This window comes from Sphingomonas astaxanthinifaciens DSM 22298 (assembly GCF_000711715.1).
GTDB lineage: Bacteria > Pseudomonadota > Alphaproteobacteria > Sphingomonadales > Sphingomonadaceae > Sphingomicrobium > Sphingomicrobium astaxanthinifaciens_A.
Genome location: NZ_JONN01000001.1, coordinates 131143 through 147995 on the forward strand (window position 1 = coordinate 131143; position 16853 = coordinate 147995).

Annotated in this window: 13 protein-coding genes, 1 tRNA gene and 1 pseudogene; 2 read left to right on the forward strand and 13 right to left on the reverse strand. The window is 68.0% G+C overall.

Annotation, left to right across the window (positions count from 1 at the left end):
- Positions 1-13 precede the first annotated feature (13 nt).
- The 3 genes and pseudogenes from rpmA to BS69_RS0100645 form a co-directional block, all read right to left on the reverse strand.
- Positions 14-295, reverse strand: a complete 282-nt coding sequence (rpmA, locus tag BS69_RS0100635; protein WP_029940058.1) for a 50S ribosomal protein L27 — start codon at positions 293-295, stop codon at positions 14-16.
- 149 nt (positions 296-444) lie between these two features.
- Positions 445-807: pseudogene (gene rplU, locus BS69_RS0100640) on the reverse strand (50S ribosomal protein L21); the annotation flags it as partial.
- Between the two features lie 110 nt (positions 808-917).
- Positions 918-1370 carry an Lrp/AsnC family transcriptional regulator gene (locus tag BS69_RS0100645; protein ID WP_029940060.1) on the reverse strand — a complete coding sequence of 151 codons (453 nt, stop codon included), beginning with the start codon at positions 1368-1370 and terminating at the stop codon, positions 918-920.
- A gap of 439 nt (positions 1371-1809) precedes the next feature.
- On the opposite strand from BS69_RS0100645, the gene BS69_RS0100650 reads away from it, so the two are divergent.
- Complete coding sequence (locus BS69_RS0100650) at positions 1810-4614, forward strand: TonB-dependent receptor plug domain-containing protein (RefSeq protein WP_051676387.1); 2805 nt, start codon at positions 1810-1812, stop codon at positions 4612-4614.
- A gap of 49 nt (positions 4615-4663) precedes the next feature.
- Here BS69_RS0100650 and hspQ read toward each other — a convergent pair whose 3' ends face one another.
- Positions 4664-5038 (reverse strand): heat shock protein HspQ, encoded by a 375-nt coding sequence (gene hspQ / locus BS69_RS0100655; protein WP_029940062.1) that lies wholly within the window; start codon positions 5036-5038, stop codon positions 4664-4666.
- Between the two features lie 39 nt (positions 5039-5077).
- Positions 5078-5776 carry an SDR family NAD(P)-dependent oxidoreductase gene (locus BS69_RS0100660; protein WP_156956779.1) on the reverse strand — a complete coding sequence of 233 codons (699 nt, stop codon included), beginning with the start codon at positions 5774-5776 and terminating at the stop codon, positions 5078-5080.
- A 110-nt stretch (positions 5777-5886) separates the two neighbouring features.
- On the opposite strand from BS69_RS0100660, the gene BS69_RS0100665 reads away from it, so the two are divergent.
- Positions 5887-5976, forward strand: a tRNA-Ser gene (locus BS69_RS0100665).
- 19 nt (positions 5977-5995) lie between these two features.
- Here BS69_RS0100665 and eda read toward each other — a convergent pair.
- Genes eda through BS69_RS0100705 form a run of 8 tightly spaced genes read right to left on the reverse strand, consistent with a single transcriptional unit; the run spans position 5996 to position 16850 of the window.
- Positions 5996-6607 carry a bifunctional 4-hydroxy-2-oxoglutarate aldolase/2-dehydro-3-deoxy-phosphogluconate aldolase gene (eda, locus tag BS69_RS0100670; RefSeq protein WP_029940064.1) on the reverse strand — a complete coding sequence of 204 codons (612 nt, stop codon included), beginning with the start codon at positions 6605-6607 and terminating at the stop codon, positions 5996-5998.
- Positions 6601-7575 (reverse strand): glucokinase, encoded by a 975-nt coding sequence (locus BS69_RS0100675; RefSeq protein WP_029940065.1) that lies wholly within the window; start codon positions 7573-7575, stop codon positions 6601-6603. Before BS69_RS0100675 ends, eda begins: the two co-directional genes overlap by 7 nt.
- Complete coding sequence (gene edd, locus BS69_RS0100680) at positions 7572-9389, reverse strand: phosphogluconate dehydratase (RefSeq protein ID WP_029940066.1); 1818 nt, start codon at positions 9387-9389, stop codon at positions 7572-7574. Before edd ends, BS69_RS0100675 begins: the two co-directional genes overlap by 4 nt.
- A complete protein-coding gene (zwf, locus tag BS69_RS0100685; RefSeq protein WP_029940067.1) occupies positions 9382-10824 on the reverse strand; it encodes a glucose-6-phosphate dehydrogenase in 1443 nt (480 codons plus the stop codon). The genes edd and zwf overlap by 8 nt, the downstream gene beginning before the upstream one ends.
- 8 nt (positions 10825-10832) lie before the next feature.
- Positions 10833-12326 (reverse strand): tryptophan halogenase family protein, encoded by a 1494-nt coding sequence (locus BS69_RS0100690; RefSeq protein WP_029940068.1) that lies wholly within the window; start codon positions 12324-12326, stop codon positions 10833-10835.
- Entirely contained in the window at positions 12323-13231 is a 909-nt protein-coding gene (locus tag BS69_RS0100695; RefSeq protein WP_029940069.1) for an alpha/beta hydrolase, read from the reverse strand. Before BS69_RS0100695 ends, BS69_RS0100690 begins: the two co-directional genes overlap by 4 nt.
- Positions 13231-15264 carry a glycoside hydrolase family 97 protein gene (locus BS69_RS0100700; RefSeq protein WP_029940070.1) on the reverse strand — a complete coding sequence of 678 codons (2034 nt, stop codon included), beginning with the start codon at positions 15262-15264 and terminating at the stop codon, positions 13231-13233. Before BS69_RS0100700 ends, BS69_RS0100695 begins: the two co-directional genes overlap by 1 nt.
- Positions 15265-15269: 5 nt before the next feature.
- Positions 15270-16850 carry an alpha-amylase family glycosyl hydrolase gene (locus BS69_RS0100705; protein ID WP_084184197.1) on the reverse strand — a complete coding sequence of 527 codons (1581 nt, stop codon included), beginning with the start codon at positions 16848-16850 and terminating at the stop codon, positions 15270-15272.
- Between the last annotated feature and the right edge of the window lie 3 nt (positions 16851-16853).

The window sequence follows — 16853 nt, forward strand, 5'->3', positions numbered from 1 at the left end:
CATCGACCAACCCCTATTCGGCTGCGTCCGCAATCGGCGCCATAAGCGCTTCCACGTGGACGAACTTGCGGCCTTGGCGGCCGTCGCGAAACGCGACTTTGCCGTCGGTAAGGGCGAAGAGTGTGTGATCCTTGCCGAGGCCCACATTGGTGCCCGGATAGACGCGCGTGCCGCGCTGGCGCACGATGATGTTGCCGGCGACGACGTTCTCGCCACCGAACTTCTTCACGCCCAGGCGCTTGCTCTCGGAATCACGGCCGTTACGCGACGAGCCGCCTGCCTTCTTATGTGCCATCGTTCTTAAGCCTTCGGAGTCTTCTTGGCCTTGCTCTTAGCAGGCGCAGCATTCTGAGTCGAGGTCGCTTCCTCGGTGGCGGTGGTGCCGGCGTCGGCGGGGGCGACGCCCTCGCTGGTCGGCGCCGACTTGGCCTTGGCCTTCTTCGGCGCGGCCGGGGCCTCGTTGCCCTCGGGGGCAGCGGCCTTCTTCGGGGCGGCCGACTTGGCCTTCTCGCCGCCGATCGACACGATCTTCAGGATCGTGTGCTGCTGGCGGTGGCCGGCCTTGCGGCGATAGTTGTGGCGGCGGCGCTTCTTGAAGACGACGACCTTCTCGCCCTTCGCCTGGGCGACGATCTCGGCGGCGACGGTCAGGCCGTCGGTGCCCTTGAGATCGCTACCCTCACCGGCCAGCAGGATATCGCCGAGGGTGATGCTGTCACCGGCATTGCCGTCCAGCTTCTCGACGACGATCTTGTCTCCGGGCGACACGCGATACTGCTTGCCGCCGGTGCGCACGATAGCGAACATGGGCCTCTTCTCTTTTCTTTGCTCGAAAGCCTGGAATTTCTCACCCATGCGGCAGCGTGGCGCCAACCCGCGCGGGAAAGCGTGCCCCCTAGGAGAGGATGGCCCAAAGGTCAACCGACCGGATAGGCGGTCGAGCTTTTGCAGCGCTCCATCGCGAACTTCGAGGTCACGTTCTTGAGCGGGCCGGCCGCGATCAGCTGCTTATAGAAATTGTCGAAATGACCCATGTCGCGGACGGCGACCCGCAGCCAGTAATCGGTCTCGCCCGCCATCCGCACCACCTCCAGCACTTCGGGCAGGCGCGACACGCCGGCGAGAAACCGCTCCTGCCATTCGGGGCTGTGGTCGCGCGCCTCCACCTCGATGAAGACGATGAGGCCAAGGCCGAGCGCGCGCGGATCGACCAGGGCCACCGTCCGCTCGATCACCCCCGCGGCGCGCAGCTTCTGGATCCGGCGCCAGCAGGGAGTCGGGGACAGGCCCACCCTTGCACCGACCTCCGCCACGGGAAGAGTCGCGTCGTCCTGCAGGATGGCGAGGATCCGCCGGTCGGTCTGATCCATTTTCATTGTGTCGCGAGATTGAGCATGAACTTGCATGATTGCAAGCCGCGCTGCATCGGGCTTGTTATTCGCGGGCCCCTCTTGCGGCGCTCGGCTGACGAGGGCAATTTGACGGTGTTCCGAACGGAAGACGTCTTGATCAGAGCACGCAAGATTATTCCAAATCGGGATGGCCGGCAGTCCGGACGCTCATTCGTGTCCGGAGGGCCGGCCTCTCTTTCATGTTGACCCCTTGAGAGACTTGCCCCGGCGGACCCCCTCCGCCGGGGCTCTTTCGTGCGTGCAACATCCGTTGTTGCGTTGAAGTATCAGTCACTTGGCAAAGCGAATGGGCCGGAAAAACCCGGCTTGGCGCGGGGCGTCACGCGGGAAAGACTGAAGGGTGACAGTAAAGGCGGGTGCCGGGGGCGGCACCTGGAGCAAACAGGGAGCCAGAACCATGAGCAATCGCATTTCTCCGGTGCTTCTTCTCACCATCAGCCCATTGGCGCTGATCGCGGCCACACCCGCCGTCGCGCAGAGCGCAGCCACCGACCCGCGGCAGCCGCCCGCGCCCACCACCGCCGTCGCCGCACCCGAAGAGGCCGGTGCGACCGAGCCCGACAACACCATCATCGTCACCGGCACCCGCCGGACCGACCGCACCATCGCCGATTCGCCGGTCCCGATCGACGTCCTCGGGCAGGAGGCGCTGACCTCCTCGGGCCTCGGCGAGACCAACAAGGTGCTGAACAACCTCGTCCCGTCGTTCAACTTCCCGCAGCCCTCGATCGCCGACGGGACCGACGTCATCCGCCCGGCCAGCCTGCGCGGCCTCGCGCCCGATCAGACCCTGGTGCTGGTCAACGGCAAACGCCGCCACGTCTCCTCGCTGCTCAACATCAACGGCACCGTCGGTCGCGGCAGCACCGCGGTCGACCTGAACAACATCCCCGCGCTCGCGATCGACCGGATCGAGGTGCTGCGCGACGGCGCGAGCTCGCAATATGGCTCGGACGCCATCGCCGGCGTCATCAACGTCCGCCTGCGCAAGAGCCCGAGCGGCGGCAAGGCGCAGGTCAGCTACGGCAAGTATATCACCCAGCTCGAGGACGTCCCCGAACTCGAGGCGCTGACCAATGTCGGCGGCACCGCGGTCCTCGACAGCCGCGACAGCCGGATCCTCGCCGGGACCTATGGTGCCTCGCGCAAGATCAAGGATGGCGCGATCTTCACCGCCGGGGTCAATGTCGGGATTCCGATGGGCTCGGGTTACATCAACCTGACCGGCGAATTCCGCGACCGCGACAACACCAACCGCGCCGGCCCCGACGTCCGCCCCAACTACATCCGCCCGACCTCGGCGATCGATCCGCGCGAGCTGACCTTCAACCGCCAGAACTTCCGTTTCGGCGACCCCAAGACGCGCGACCTCAACCTCATCGCCAACATGGCCGCGCCGATCGGCGACAGCGGCTGGGAATTCTACAGCTTCGCGACCTTCGCCCATCGCAAGGGCCGCTCGGCCGCCAACTGGCGCCAGCAGTCGTCGGTCAACAACCGCGACTTCTCGACCCTGACCCCGGCGACGAGCCCCACCAACGCCAACTTCACCGCGCTGACGCCCGACGGTTTCCTCCCCGAGATCGCCTCGGTCTACAAGGATTGGGCGGCGGCGGCGGGCTTCCGCGGCGAACTGTCGGGCTGGAACGTCGACCTGTCGGGCGTCTACGGCCACAACCAGATCGACTACCGGACCGAGAACAGCCTCAATACCTCCTACGGCCGCAACAGCCCGACGAGCTTCGACAGCGGCGGGCTGCGCTTCAACCAGTTCACCGCCAACCTCGACGTCTCGCGCGAATTCGAGGCGGGCTTCGCCAAGCCGCTGTCGGTCGCCTTCGGGACCGAATATCGCCGCGACAACTTCTCCGAGCGGCCCGGCCAGGTCGAATCCTATGCCGCCGGCCCCCTGTTCATTGCGCCGGTCACCACGACCTCGGCCAACTGCACCACGCTGGGCGGCGTCTACAATGCCGGCACCGGCGTCTGCAGCTTCCCGGGCCGCGCCGCGCCCTTCGGTGCGCAGGGCTTCCCGGGCATTCCGGCCTACGCCAAGCTCAGCAAGAGCCGGAGCAGTGTCGCGGGCTATGTCGAGCTCGACACCGATCCGCTGCCGGGCTTCACCACCACGCTCGCCGGCCGCGCCGAGAAATATTCGGACTTCGGAAGCACGGTGAACGGCAAGCTCGCGCTGCGCTACGCGATCGTCCCCGCGCTCGCGCTGCGCGGATCGATCTCGACCGGCTTCCGCGCGCCCTCGCTGCAGCAGCAATATTTCACCGGATTCTCGACCAACTTCATCAACGGCCTGCCGGTCGACATCGTGACCTTCCCGGTCAATTCGGCGGTCTCGCGCGCGCTCGGCGCCCGCGACCTCAAGCCCGAAAAGTCGGTCAACGTCTCGGCCGGCGTCTCGGTCAACCCGCTCCAGGGCCTGACGATCACCGCCGATTACTACCATATCAAGTTGAAGGACCGGATCGTCCTCACCGAGAACCTCGGCGCCTTCGGCAGCGGCACCACCGCGCAGAACAATGCGGTGCAGGCGATCCTTGCGGCCAACAGCCTGTCTGGCTTCGGCGCGGCCCGCTTCTTCATCAACGGGCTCGACACCACCACCGAGGGCGTCGACATCGTCGGCACCTATCGCTTCCGCGCCGGGGCCATCGGCAACTGGTCGCTGTCGGCCGCCTTCAACGCGTCGAACAACAAGATCGACAAGCGCCTCAACAACCTCGGGCCGCTGGCGCAGATTCCGGGGCTGGTGCTGTTCGGCCGTGTCGAGGGCATCCGCTTCGAGAAGGGCCAGCCCAAGAACAAGGTGGTGCTGTCGGCCGACGGCACGCTCGGCAAGCTCGGGATCACCGCCCGAACCACCCGCTTCGGCAAGGTGGTGGCACCGGGCGCCGCGGCGCCGATCGCCAACCCGACCAGCCTCACCGACTATGGGCCCGACGACCTGTTCCTCGCGCCCAAGTGGATCACCGACCTCGAGCTTCGCTTTTCGATCGACCGCGTCCAGTTCGCGGCTGGTGCCAACAACCTGTTTGACGTCTATCCGTCGCGCCGCCCGACCGGGCCGCGCCCGGCCACCGTCGGCGGCAATTATCCGATCGACGCCTACTACCTGCCGTACAGCGGCTTCTCGCCGTTCGGTTTCAACGGCCGCTTCCTCTACGGCCGGATCAGCGTCGATTTCTGATGCGAGGGAAGGGGGGCAGCCCGGCTGCTCCCCCCTTGTTCACGATGACCTAGTGGCGATGCTCGGGGCGCAGCTTGTAGCGGCCCGGCTCGAACGCCTCGAACAGGTTGTCGATGGCGGGATGGTCGACCGGCTCATCCTCGTCGTCGGCGACGAGGTTCTGCTGCGAGACATAGGCGACGTAGCTGCCCTCGCCATTCTCCGCGAGCAGGTGATAGAAAGGCTGGTCCTTGGCCGGCCGGATTTCGGCAGGAATCGCCTGATACCATTCCTCGCTGTTGGCGAAGACCGGATCGACGTCGAAGATCACGCCGCGGAAATCGAGCAGTCGGTGCCGGACCACTTCGCCGATACCGAAGCGGGCGCGAGCAATCGGCGGGGCCGGAATGTCGCTCGTCAGGGGAATATGGGTGGCACGCGGCATGGCTCCAACTTAGGGCCTCGCGCCGTCGCCGCAAGGGCGTCAGAAGGGAATGGCCTCACCCTTCCAGTCGAAGAAGCCGCCGCTATCTTTTGGGCCGAGGCCGTCGAGCACCGCGAGCAGTCGCTCGGCCGAATGGTCGGGGGTGAACAGCTTGCCGGGCGCGACATTGGCCTGGAAGGGCCGGCTCATCGCCGTGTCGACCGTTCCCGGATGCAGCGCCACCACCACCGCCTGGGGGCGGGTGCGGGCGATCTCGATCGCGGCCGAGCGGACGAACTGGTTGAGCGCCGCCTTGCTCGCCCGGTAGCCGTACCAGCCGCCGAGGCGATTGTCGGCGATGCTCCCGACCCGCGCCGACAGGAGAGCGGTGCGCGTGACCCCGTCCTTGCGCAGCAGGGGCGTGAAATGGCGCAGCACCAGCGCGGGTCCGATTGCGTTGACGAGGAAGCTTCGCTGCAACTGGCCCGCGTCGAGATCGCGCAGTGAACGCTCGGGCTTGATTCCCTCGTGGTGGAGCATGCCGGTCGCGACGATCAGCCGGTCGAGGGCTTCGAACGGGACCGACGCGGCGGCGGCGCGGATGCTGGCCTCGTCGGCAAGGTCGATCCCGCCGTCCCGGCGCGACAGACGATGGACCGTCTCGCCGCGCGCCTCGAGCTGCCCGGCCAGCGCCGCGCCGATTCCGCCTGAAGCCCCGATGACGATCGTGTTCATGCCGCCATCAACGCTTTCGCGCATAATCGCGACAGCTGGCCGATGGGCCAATTGGCGCTAGGCAAGTCCGAAAGGCGCTGCTAGGGACCCGCCGCGACCCCCGGCCGTCCGGCCGGTGCCTCGTTTCTCACTGCGGAGAGGTGGCTGAGTGGTCGAAAGCACCGCACTCGAAATGCGGCGTGCCTTCACGGGTACCGTGGGTTCGAATCCCACCCTCTCCGCCAATTCCTGATTTTTTTGCGATCAGCGCGCCCGGAGCGCGCCCGCCCGCGCCGCGAGCGCGCCGATCTCGGCGAGCGACAGACCCTTCTTCACCAGCCAGCTGCCGCCGATGCAGGTCACGGCGGGCTCGGCCAGCCAGTCGGGCGCGGTCGCCTCGGTGATCCCGCCGGTCGGGCAGAAGCGCACCGCGCCAAACGGGGCCGCCAGCGAGCGCAAAGCGGGGAGGCCGCCCGCCGCCTCGGCCGGGAAGAATTTGAACCGCTCGAGCCCGAGGTCGAGCCCGCGCATGATGCCGCCCGCGGTGGCGACGCCCGGCAGATAGGCGATCCCGCTCGCCTGCGCGGCGCGGGTCAGCGGCTCGGTCAGGCCGGGCGCGACGATGAATTGCGCGCCGGCTTCCTGCGCGGCGTCGAGCTGGCGGGGGTTGAGCACGGTCCCCGCGCCGACGATCGCGCCCGGGACCTTGGCCATGGCGCGCACGGCGTCGAGCGCGTCGGGGGTCCGCAGCGTCACCTCGAGCACCGGCAGGCCCGCCTCGACCAGCACGTTCGCCAGCTCGGCGGGATCATGCTCGCCGTTCATCACCAGCACCGGGATCACCGGGGCGGCCTGCATTACCTGATCGATCAGCATGGGAAGGCTTTCGCAAAGGCCGCGGCCGCGCCGAACAGGCCGGGCTGGGGATGGGTGATGAGCTTGACCGGAAGGCCGTCCATCCGCCGCTCGAAGCGGCCCTTGGCGATGAAGCGGTCCCGGAAACCCGAGCGCGGAAGATGGTCCTTCAATCGGAAGCCGAGCCCGCCACCGATGGCCACGGCGGCCGCGCCCTGCGCCAGCGCAAGGTCGCCGGCGACCGCGCCCAGTGTCAGGCAGAAGCGGTCGAGCGCGGCGGCGGCAAGGCTGTCGCTTCCGGCCAGCGCCGCGCCCCACAATTCCTTCTCGTCGTGGATCGCCGCCGGCCGGCCCTCGATCGCGGCGAGGGCTTCGTAGAGGTTCATCAGGCCGCGGCCCGACAGGATCCGCTCGACCGAGACCCGGCGGAAGCTGCGGCGAAGCTCGACCAGGATGCGGTCCTCGAGCGCGTCGAGCGGGGCGAAGTCGACATGGCCGCCTTCGGTTTCGATCACCTGGTAGCTGCCGTCCTTTCGCAGCAGGCCCGCGACCCCGAGCCCGGTGCCGGGCCCGAGGATGGTGATCATGCCCTCGGCGGGAAGCGGCTCGTCGGGGCCGCAGAGGTGGAGATAGGCGTCGCGTTCGAACGCCGCGACCGCATGCGCGACCGCGCCGAAGTCGTTGACCACCACATAGTCGGTCGCCCCGAGTTTCTCGGGGATGAGCGCGGGGCGGATCACCCAGGGGTTGTTGGTGAGCTTGAGCAATTCGCCTCCCACCGGCCCGGCGAAGCTGATCGCGAGCGCGGCCGGAAGCGGGGCACCGACGCGTCGGCCGAATTCCTCCCAGGCGAGCTGGAAGCTGCCATGATCGGCGGTCTTGAGGGTGACCGGTTCGTCGAGCGTGGCGACCCGGCCACCATCCAAGGTGGCGAGGGCAAAGCGGGCGTGGGTCCCGCCTATGTCGGCGGCAACGATCTGGCGGCTCATGCCTGTTCGGTTTCCATCAGGTGAAGCATGGCCGACGCACCGCGCTCGGCATCGTCGGCGGCGCCGCGCATCAGCGCGAACAGCTCGCGGCCGGTGCCTTGCGGCGGGGGCAGGGCCGCCGCGGGATCGCGGGCCGAAAGATCGACCCCGACCGCCTCGAGGCTTCCGTCCTCGCCCGACAGGCGGACGATGTCGCCGTCGCGCAGGCGGCTGAGCGGGCCGCCGCCCAGCGCCTCGGGGGAGACGTGAATGGCGGCCGGCACCTTGCCGCTCGCGCCCGACATCCGTCCGTCGGTGACCAGCGCCACGCGGTGGCCGCGGTCCTGCAGCACGCCCAGCGTCGGGGTCAGCTTGTGGAGCTCGGGCATGCCGTTGGCGCGGGGGCCCTGGAAGCGGACCACGACCACCACGTCGCGGTCGAGTTCGCCCGCCTGGAAGGACTTCAGCACCTCGCCCTGGTCGGAGAAGATCCGGGCCGGTGCCTCGATCGTCCAGCGGTCGGGATCGACCGCGCTGGTCTTGAAGGTCGCCCGGCCGAGATTGCCCTTGACCAGCCGCATGCCTCCGTCGGGCAGGAAGGGCTCGGCGACGGTCCGCAGCATGGTGTCGTTGCGGCTCTCGGTGACCTCGCGCCAGACGAGGCTGTCGCCATCCATCTCGGGGTGCGACGACCAGGCCGAGAAGTCGTCCGCGCCCGCGGTCAGGATGTCGGTGTGGAGCAGTCCCGCCGCGCCCAGCTCGCGCGCGACGAAGGCGATCCCGCCCGCATAATGGAAGTCGTTCACGTCGCCCGAGCCATTGGGATAAACCCGCGCCAGCAGGGGAACCGCGGCCGACAGCTCGTCGAAATCCTCCCAGTCGACCAGGATTCCCGCCGCCCGCGCGATCGCCGGCAGATGGATGGCGTGGTTGGTCGATCCGCCGGTCGCGAGCAGGCCGATGATCGCATTCACGATCGCGCGCTCGTCGACACAGGCCGACAGCGGCCGGTCCTTGCGTTCGGCCAGCTCGGCGAGCCGGTGGACCGCGGCCTGGGTCAGGCGCGAGCGAAGCGGCGTATTGGGCGCGACGAAGGCACTGTTTGGCACATGCAGCCCCATCAGCTCCATCATCATCTGGTTGCTGTTGGCGGTGCCGTAGAAAGTGCAGGTGCCGGGCGAATGATAGCTTGCGCTTTCGCTGGCGAGCAGTTCGTCGCGCCCGACCTTGCCCTCAGCATAGAGCTGCCGGATCCGCTGCTTTTCCTTGTTGGGCAGGCCCGAGGGCATCGGTCCGCCGGGGACCAGCAGCATCGGCAGGTGCCCGAAACGGAGCGCCCCGATCAGGAGGCCGGGCACGATCTTGTCGCAGATGCCGAGGAGCGCCGCACCCTCGAACATGCCGTGGCTCAAGGCCACCGCGGTGCTCATCGCGATGACGTCGCGGCTGAACAGCGACAGGTCCATGCCGTCCTGCCCCTGCGTGACCCCGTCGCACATGGCGGGGACCCCGCCCGCGACCTGCGCGCTGGCGCCGACCTCGCGGGCGTAGATCTTCATCTGCTCGGGGAAGCGGGCATAGGGTTGATGCGCCGAAAGCATGTCGTTATAGGCGGTGACAATCCCGAGATTGGGCCCGGCGATGGTCCGGATCCGGTCCTTGTCGCCCTCCGCCGCGGCGAAGCCATGCGCGAAATTGCCGCAGCTCATCCGCCCGCGCGAGATGCCGCGCTCGGCCTGCTCGGCCATCAGCGAAAGATAGCGCGCGCGGCCCGGCTTCGACCGCTCGATGATGCGGTCGGTGACGCGGGCGATCCGCGGGTCGAGCCTAGTCATTCCAGCTTCTCCCATCACGCTCGATCAACGCGATGGCGGCCGACGGCCCCCAGGTCCCCGAAGCATAAGGCCGGGGCTTTTGCCCGGCGCTGGCCCAGGCGGCACGGATCCCGTCGATCCACTGCCACTGGGCCTCCACCTCGTCGCGGCGCACGAACAAGGTGGGATCGCCCTCGATGAGATCAAGCAGCAGCCGCTCGTAGGCGATCCGTCGGCGGGTATCCTCGAAAGCGTCGGCCCGGCCGATTGCCAGCGGCACTTCCTGCAACCGGATCCCGCCCCGGTCGAGGCCCGGACGCTTGGCCATCAGCTCGAGGGTGATGTTCTCCTCGGGCTGGATCGAGATCACCAGCCGGTTGGGGGTCGAGGTCGCGCCGCGGCCGGCGAACATCGAGTGGGGCACGCATTTGAACTGGATGGTGATCTCGGTCCGCCGCTCGGGGCAGCGCTTGCCGGTGCGCAGGTAGAAGGAAACGCCCGCCCACCGCCAGTTGTCGACATGCGCCTTCAAGGCCACGAAGGTCTCGGTCTCGCTCGCGCGGCCCAGGTCCTCGACATAGCTTCCGACCGGCTTGCCCGTGACCGCGCCCGAGCCATATTGGCCGGTGACGCTGTCCTCGACCCGCATCGGACGGAGCGAGCGGAGCACCTTCACCTTCTCGTCGCGCACCGCGGTCGCGTCGAAGGCGGAGGGCGGCTCCATCGCGACCAGGGCGAGGAGCTGGAGCATGTGGTTCTGGACCATGTCGCGAAGCGCGCCGGCCCCGTCATAATAGTCGCCGCGGCCCTCGAGCCCGATCGTCTCGGAGACCGTGATCTGGACATGGTCGATGTGGTTCGAGCTCCACACCGGCTCGAACAGCAGGTTGGCGAAGCGCAGGGCCAGCAGGTTCTGGACCGTCTCCTTGCCGAGATAATGGTCGATCCGGAAGGTCCGCTCCTCGGGGAAGGCCGAGGCGACCGCGTCGTTGATCTCGCGGCTCGAGGCGAGGTCGGAGCCGAGCGGCTTCTCGAGGGCGAGCCGGACATGGTCGCCGGCAAGGCCGACCGCGGCGAGATTGTCGATGGTCGGCTTGAACAAGGAGGGCGCGGTCGAGAGGAAGATGGCGGTCTCGCCCGGGGTCCCCGCGGCCTCGGCCAGCCGCTGATAGCCTGCGGCGTCGGTCGCATCGAGCGTGACATAGGTCACCCGCTCGAGGAAGCGGTCGGCGGCGGCCTCGTCGAAGAAGGCGGCCGGGACATGCTCGGCGAGCGCGGTCCGTGCCAGCGCGCGGAAGCTCGCATCGTCATGCGCCGAGCGCGCCGTCGCGACGATCCTGAGGCTCGGCGGCAGGAGGTCGTCGAGGACCAGCCCGTAGAGCGAGGGCAGGAGCATGCGCGCGGCAAGATCGCCGGTCGCGCCGAAGAGGATCAGGGTCGTGGCCTTGTCGGGCATCGCGAAACCTATGCGGCGGAGAGGCGCGACAGCGCCTCCGCGTGGGTGGGAAAGTTGAGCGCGCAGCCGTGGACGAAACGCTCGACCGCGTCGAGGTCGACCGGGCTCGCGGGCAGGGGCCGGGCGCGCTCGTCGGGCGGGAAATTGCCGTAGCCGGCGAGCATCACGTGCCAGGACATGGGGGCGTAATAAGCCGCAATTTCCTGTCTGTGCACCTCGGCCTCGAGATCGCCGCCGGTGAACCAGGTCGTGATCAGCTGCTTGAGGCTGTCGCTGAGGCGATCGTGGCTGGTCGCATCGCGCCAATAGTCGGTGTCGCGCCGCTGCGCGGTGCGATAGTGGCAGACGATATAGTCGCGAATGCCCTCGTAGCGGCGGGCGATGGCGGCGTTGAAGCCGTCGCGATCGTCCTGCTCCCACGCCGCGGTGAAGCCCTTCACCGTCGCCAGCACGATATGGAGCGCGGTCGCCTCGAGCGGTTCGAGGAAGCCCTGGGCAAGTCCGATGGCGAGGCAGTTCCTGACCCAGCTCCGCTCGGCCCGGCCGCACTTCATCGACAGGTGACGGACCTCGGCGTCTTCGGCGAGGCCGCAGTGGCGGCGAAGCTCGGCGGCGGCGTCATCGCGGTCGAGATACCGGCTCGAATAGACATAGCCGTTGCCCGCGCGACTGGTCAGCGGGATGTGCCAGATCCAGCCCGCGCTGGCGGCGGTGGCCGAGGTCATCGCCCTCGCGCCTGCGGCGGGGAGGGGGGTCGGGGTGACCACCGCGCTGTCGTTGAACAGGTTCTCGCCGAAGCCGCGATGCGGCTCCTTCAATGCGCCTTCGATCAGCGTCGCGCGAAAGCCGCTCGCATCGAGATAGAGGTCGGCGGCGAAGGTCCGTCCATCGTCGGATCGCAGGCTGGCGATGTCGCCGCTCTCGTCGAGGCTGACCTCGGCGATGGTTGCGGTCTCGTGGCGGACCCCGCTCGCCACCGCGAAGTCGCGCAGGGTGGCTCCGACGAGGTAAGCGTCGAAATGATAGCCGTAGCCGATGTCGAACGGGAAATTGGCGGGTGCCAGCGGGGCCCGGCCCTCGCGCGCGATCCGGGTCGCCAGGAAATAGGGATCGGGGTGCGCGGGCACGTCGCCGCCTCGCCGACGAAGGGCGGTCGCCGTGAAGAAGGTCGGTTCGGTGAACGGATCGACCGCGGTCGCGAAGGGGTGGAAATAGCGCTCGTAGCCGGGCCGGTCGGACCAGCCGGCGAATTCGATCCCCGCCTTGTAGGTCGCGTTGCAGCGCGGCATCCATTCGGCCTCGGCGATCCCGAGCTCGTCGAAGAAGGCCTTCAGTTGCGGGGTCGAGCCCTCGCCCACCCCGATGATGCCGATGTCCCTGCTTTCGATGAGGGTGATGATGGTGCCCGCCGACCCCCAGCGCTTCTGGAGCAGGTTGGCGGCCATCCAGCCCGCCGTTCCCCCGCCGAGGATGATGACCGATGCCGGCGGTGGTCGGGTCACGGCTTCCAGTCGCTCAGCAGCCAGCCGAAAATCTCGGGCAGGCGGCGCGCCCAGGCATTTTCCTCATGCTCGGCGCCCGGATAGACCCGGGTGCGGAACTGCTTGTCGGTCCAGCCGAGCCGATGGATCTCGGCGTCGACCACGCTTTGGTAGGGTGCGTAATATTGGTCGAGCGTCGCGGTGCCATGATCCATCCACAGCTTGCGGCCCTTGGGTGCCCCGAGCTGGTGATAGAGATAATTGCGCCAGCTGCCCTGGATCGTCGCGGCGAGCCCCGGCGCCTTGCCGAGCATGTCGGGGTCGATCAGCGGCGTGTGGGTCGACACCGCCGCTGCCTTGCCGAACACGTCGGGCCGCTCGGCGAGCGTATAGATGCTGATGAGGCCGCCCATGCTGCTCCCGGCAATGGCTGTGAAGCGCGGCTGTGGGCGGGTTCGATAATCGCGGTCGATCAGGGGCTTCAGCTCATCGGCCATGAAGGCGACATAGCCGTCGCCCTGCAGCGGTCCCGCCCCCTTGGCGATGAACTCGCGCATGGGCTCGCTCGGCACCTTGACCGGGAAGTAGCGCTGGTAGCGCTCCTTGCCCGGCTGATCGATGCCGACGATGATGAAGGGCGCGACCTTGCCGCTGCGAATGAGGCCCAGCGCCGCCTTGTCCGCCGCCCACACCTTCCGGAAGTTCGAGCGGTCGAGGAAGAACAGGTTCTGGGCGTCCTGCATGTAGACGACCGGATAACGGCGGCCCGTGTCGCGGTCGTAGCCGGGCGGCAGCCACAGCGTGACGTGGATCGGCCCGAAGGCCGAGGAAGCGACGTCGCGCTCGACGAACCGGCCATCGTCCGCCGCCGCTGCCGGGCTCGCCGCCGCCACCAGCAGGAGCAGGAAGGCAAAGAGGCCGCGCATCACTTGCCGACCTTGACCAGCCGGATCGCGAAGCCGCCGCCCGGCGCCATCCGGAGCTTGAGCCGGTCGGTGCTGCGCAGCTCCTTCTTCTCGATCGCAATGGCGCGAGGGTTGGTGCGGAAGTCGGCACCATCGCCGTCGCGATAGATTTCGGCCCGGTAGCGCGCGGCGGCATCGAGGAAGGTCAGCGGCAGGTCGAGGTCGCGGCCTTCCTCGTTGGTGAGGCCGCCCATGAACCAGGTCGGCTTTCCGCGCTCCTTGCGCGCGAACACCGCATATTGTCCGACGTCGCCCGCCAGCATCCGCGTGTCGTCCCAGTCGGTCGCGACATCCTTGATGAACTGGAACGCGCCGGCATTGGCCTCGTAATTTTCGGGCAGGTCGGCGGCCATCTGGATCGGCGAATAGAGCACGACGTAATAGGCCAGCTGACGTGCAAGCGTCGACGGGATCGGCGTGTTGCCGCGGCCCATCAGGCTGAGGATGCCGGGGGTGAAGTCCATCGGCCCGCCGAGCATCCGGGTGAACACCAGGGTCGCGTCGTAGCCCGGCGGGTTCTTGGGCACGCCCCAGGCGTTATATTCCATGCCCCGCTGGCCTTCGCGGCTGATCCAGTTGGGATAGGTGCGGCGCAGGCCCGTGTCCTTGATGGGCTCGTGCGCGTTGATCGCGATGTGGCGCTTGGCGGCCTCGGTCACGACCTTGAGGTGGTGGCGGCTCATCACCTGGCCCTCGTGCCATTCGAAGGTCTTGCGCCCCTCAGCATCCACCGCCTGAACGCCGCCCGCGTCGGCGACATAGCCGGTCTTGATCGTGTCCTCGCCGATCGATTTCGCGAAATCGAGCCCGGCCTCGAGCTGGCTTTCGTAGTGCGCGATGTTGGCGCTGGTCTCGTGGTGCCCGATGAGATGCACCCCGCGCTTCAGGCCGTAGGCCGCGACCGCCTTGATGTCGAAATCGGGAGTCGCCTCGGTGAAGGAGAAGTCGTCGCCGGTCGCGAACCAGTCGCCGTCCCAGCCCTTGTTCCAGCCTTCGACCAGCAGCCCGGTGAAGCCGTTCTTCGCCGCGAAATCGATCATCTTCTTGGCGTAAGCGGTGGTCGCGCCATGCTTGGGCCCGGTCGCCCAGCTCTGCGTGTCGAGGTGCATCCCCCACCAGATACCCATGTAGCGGCGCGGGCGGACCCAGCTCACATCTCCGAGCTTGTTGGGCTCGTTTAAGTTCAGAAACACCGTGTTCGCGCGGTAGAGCGCGGGGGCGTCGGCGGTGACCAGGATCACGCGCCACGGGGTCTCGAAGGGCGTGTCGCGAACGACCTTGGCGCCGCTCGACGACGGCGTCAGCACCGCCTTCAGCAGCCCGCCCTGGACCCGCGCGATGTTCATGCCCGAATAGTCGACCAGCGCCGCCTCGTGGATCGCGACGTGGAGGCCGCTCGCGGTCTTCATCGTGAAGGGCGTCTGGGCGGTGCCGATGCCGTCGATCGGCGTGTGGTTGTAGAGATATTCCTCGCGGTTGCTCTCGAACGCCGGCGCCCACCAGGCCTCGCCCGGCTCGACCAGCTGGAACTGGGTCAGCTCCTCGGCGATCCGCGCGGTCTTGAGGTTGGACTGCTCGGGCATTTCGTAGCGGAAGGCGACCGCATCATCGAAGATGCGGAAACGCACGCGCAGGGTCCGCTTGAGCTTGTCCTTCTCTTGGAAGGTGAGCGCCAGCTCCTCGTGGCGGTCGCGCACGTTGCGCCACTCGCCCCACGGCTGCTGCCAGGTCTCGTCGACGCTGCGCCGCGCGGTGTCGCGAAGCTCGAAGTTGCGCAGCAGCTGCGGGCCGTCGGTGAGGAGGAAGCCGAGGTGGCTTTCGGCAATGACCGGGGTCGCCCCGCGGCTGACCGCATAGCCGATCCGTCCCTCGCCGTTGAGCGTGACCGTGAGCTTCAGGACTCCCGAGGGCGACGTCGCTTGCGCCACCGTCGGCGACTGGGCGAAGGCGGGGACGGCGGCGACCAGCGCCAGCAGGGCAAGAAGGAAACGCATGGGGGTCAGAGTTCCTCGATGGAAGCCGAATAAGCGGCGGCCTCACCGGCGTCGACCGTGCCGGTAACGAACAGGGTCCGACCGTCCCGGTCGAAGGTGACCGGGCGGCTGCCGAGATTGAAGCTGCAACGGAGGCGCTGGCCTTCGTGCGTCCGCTCGAACACCAGCGCGTGATCGTCGGCGCGGATGATGTCGAGCCGGCCCCAGCGCAGCGCCGGATGGTCGTTGCGCAACGCGATGGCGCGGCGGGTGAAATTGAGCAGCGAGTGCGGATCCTCGTCCTGCCGGTCGACGCTCAGCGCCGCATGGTCGGTGCCGAAGGGCAGCCAGGGCGTTCCGTGCGTAAAGCCATGGCCGACCTCGCTCGCGGTCCACGGAAGCGGCGTCCGCACCCCGTCGCGGCTCAGCGTCTGCGGCCAGTTGGCGATAGCCTCGGGGTCCTGGAGCAGCTCGAACGGGACCTCGACCTGGGTCAGCCCCAGTTCCTCGCCCTGGTAGATGATGATCGAGCCGCGCAGCGCCGCCAGCAGCAGCATCTTCATTCGCGCGAATTGCGCCTGATGCTCGGGCGCGACCCAGCGGGACAGCGCGCGGGGCGCGTCATGGTTCTCGAACGCCCAGCTCGGCCAGCCCTTGTCGTCGTCATCGGGCCAGCGCGCGCTCGTCCGCGCGACAAGCTCGGGGGTCAGCTCGGGCGCGTAGAGATAGTCGAAGCCATAAGCGCTGTGGAGCCGGCCGGGCGCCGTATAATCGTGCATCTCCCGATAGGCCTGCTCGCCCCCGACCTCGGCGACCGCGAAGGCGCCGCGCTCGTCGAGCAGTTGGCGCACGCGCTTGAGGAACAGCGGAATCTCGGGCTGCGACTGGTTGTGGAGATGGTGCTGGAAATCGAACGGGCGGGTCCGCTGCGCCGGATTGCTGACCGGCGGATTATCGGTCAGCTGGCGATCGTGCATCATGAAGTTGACCGCGTCGAAGCGGAAGCCGTCGACCCCGCGATCGAGCCAGAAACGCACGATGTCGAGCAGCGCCTGCTGGACCTCGGGATGATGCCCGTTGAGCTGCGGCTGCTCCTTCAGGAAATTGTGCATGAAATATTGTTCGCGCCGCGCGTCCCAGGTCCAGCTCGGCCCGCCGAACACCGACTGCCAGTTGCTCGGCGGCGAGCCGTCGGGCTTGGGATCGGCCCAGACGTACCAGTCGGCCTTGGGATTGGTGCGGCTTTCCCGGCTCTCGGTGAACCAGGCATGCTCGTTGCTGGTATGCGCGAAGACGAGGTCGATCAGGACCTTGAGCCCGAGCCCGTGGGCGCGCGCGACGAGCGCGTCGAAATCCGCGAGCGTGCCGAAGATTGGATCGACCGAGCGATAGTCCGCCACGTCATAGCCGAAGTCGTGCATCGGCGAGGTGAAGAAGGGCGAGATCCACACCGCGTCGGCACCGAGCGATGACACATGCTCGAGCCGGGCGGTAATCCCGGGCAGGTCGCCGATCCCGTCACCGTTCGAGTCGACGAAGCTGCGCGGATAGATCTGGTAGATGGTGGCGCCGCGCCACCAGGGTTGGCTCGTCTCGACGGCGGGCATGGT

Bases quoted from the DNA above. Each gene is read 5' to 3' on its own strand.
- hspQ (WP_029940062.1), bottom strand. From the start codon at position 5,038: ATGCCGCGTGCCACCCATATTCCCCTGACGAGCGACATTCCGGCCCCG.
- rpmA (WP_029940058.1), bottom strand. From the start codon at position 295: ATGGCACATAAGAAGGCAGGCGGCTCGTCGCGTAACGGCCGTGATTCC.
- BS69_RS0100650 (WP_051676387.1), top strand. From the start codon at position 1,810: ATGAGCAATCGCATTTCTCCGGTGCTTCTTCTCACCATCAGCCCATTG.
- BS69_RS0100675 (WP_029940065.1), bottom strand. From the start codon at position 7,575: ATGAGCCGCCAGATCGTTGCCGCCGACATAGGCGGGACCCACGCCCGC.
- BS69_RS0100695 (WP_029940069.1), bottom strand. From the start codon at position 13,231: ATGCGCGGCCTCTTTGCCTTCCTGCTCCTGCTGGTGGCGGCGGCGAGC.
- BS69_RS0100705 (WP_084184197.1), bottom strand. From the start codon at position 16,850: ATGCCCGCCGTCGAGACGAGCCAACCCTGGTGGCGCGGCGCCACCATC.
- zwf (WP_029940067.1), bottom strand. From the start codon at position 10,824: ATGCCCGACAAGGCCACGACCCTGATCCTCTTCGGCGCGACCGGCGAT.
- eda (WP_029940064.1), bottom strand. From the start codon at position 6,607: ATGCTGATCGATCAGGTAATGCAGGCCGCCCCGGTGATCCCGGTGCTG.
- edd (WP_029940066.1), bottom strand. From the start codon at position 9,389: ATGACTAGGCTCGACCCGCGGATCGCCCGCGTCACCGACCGCATCATC.
- BS69_RS0100660 (WP_156956779.1), bottom strand. From the start codon at position 5,776: ATGCGCGAAAGCGTTGATGGCGGCATGAACACGATCGTCATCGGGGCT.
- BS69_RS0100645 (WP_029940060.1), bottom strand. From the start codon at position 1,370: ATGGATCAGACCGACCGGCGGATCCTCGCCATCCTGCAGGACGACGCG.
- BS69_RS0100700 (WP_029940070.1), bottom strand. From the start codon at position 15,264: ATGCGTTTCCTTCTTGCCCTGCTGGCGCTGGTCGCCGCCGTCCCCGCC.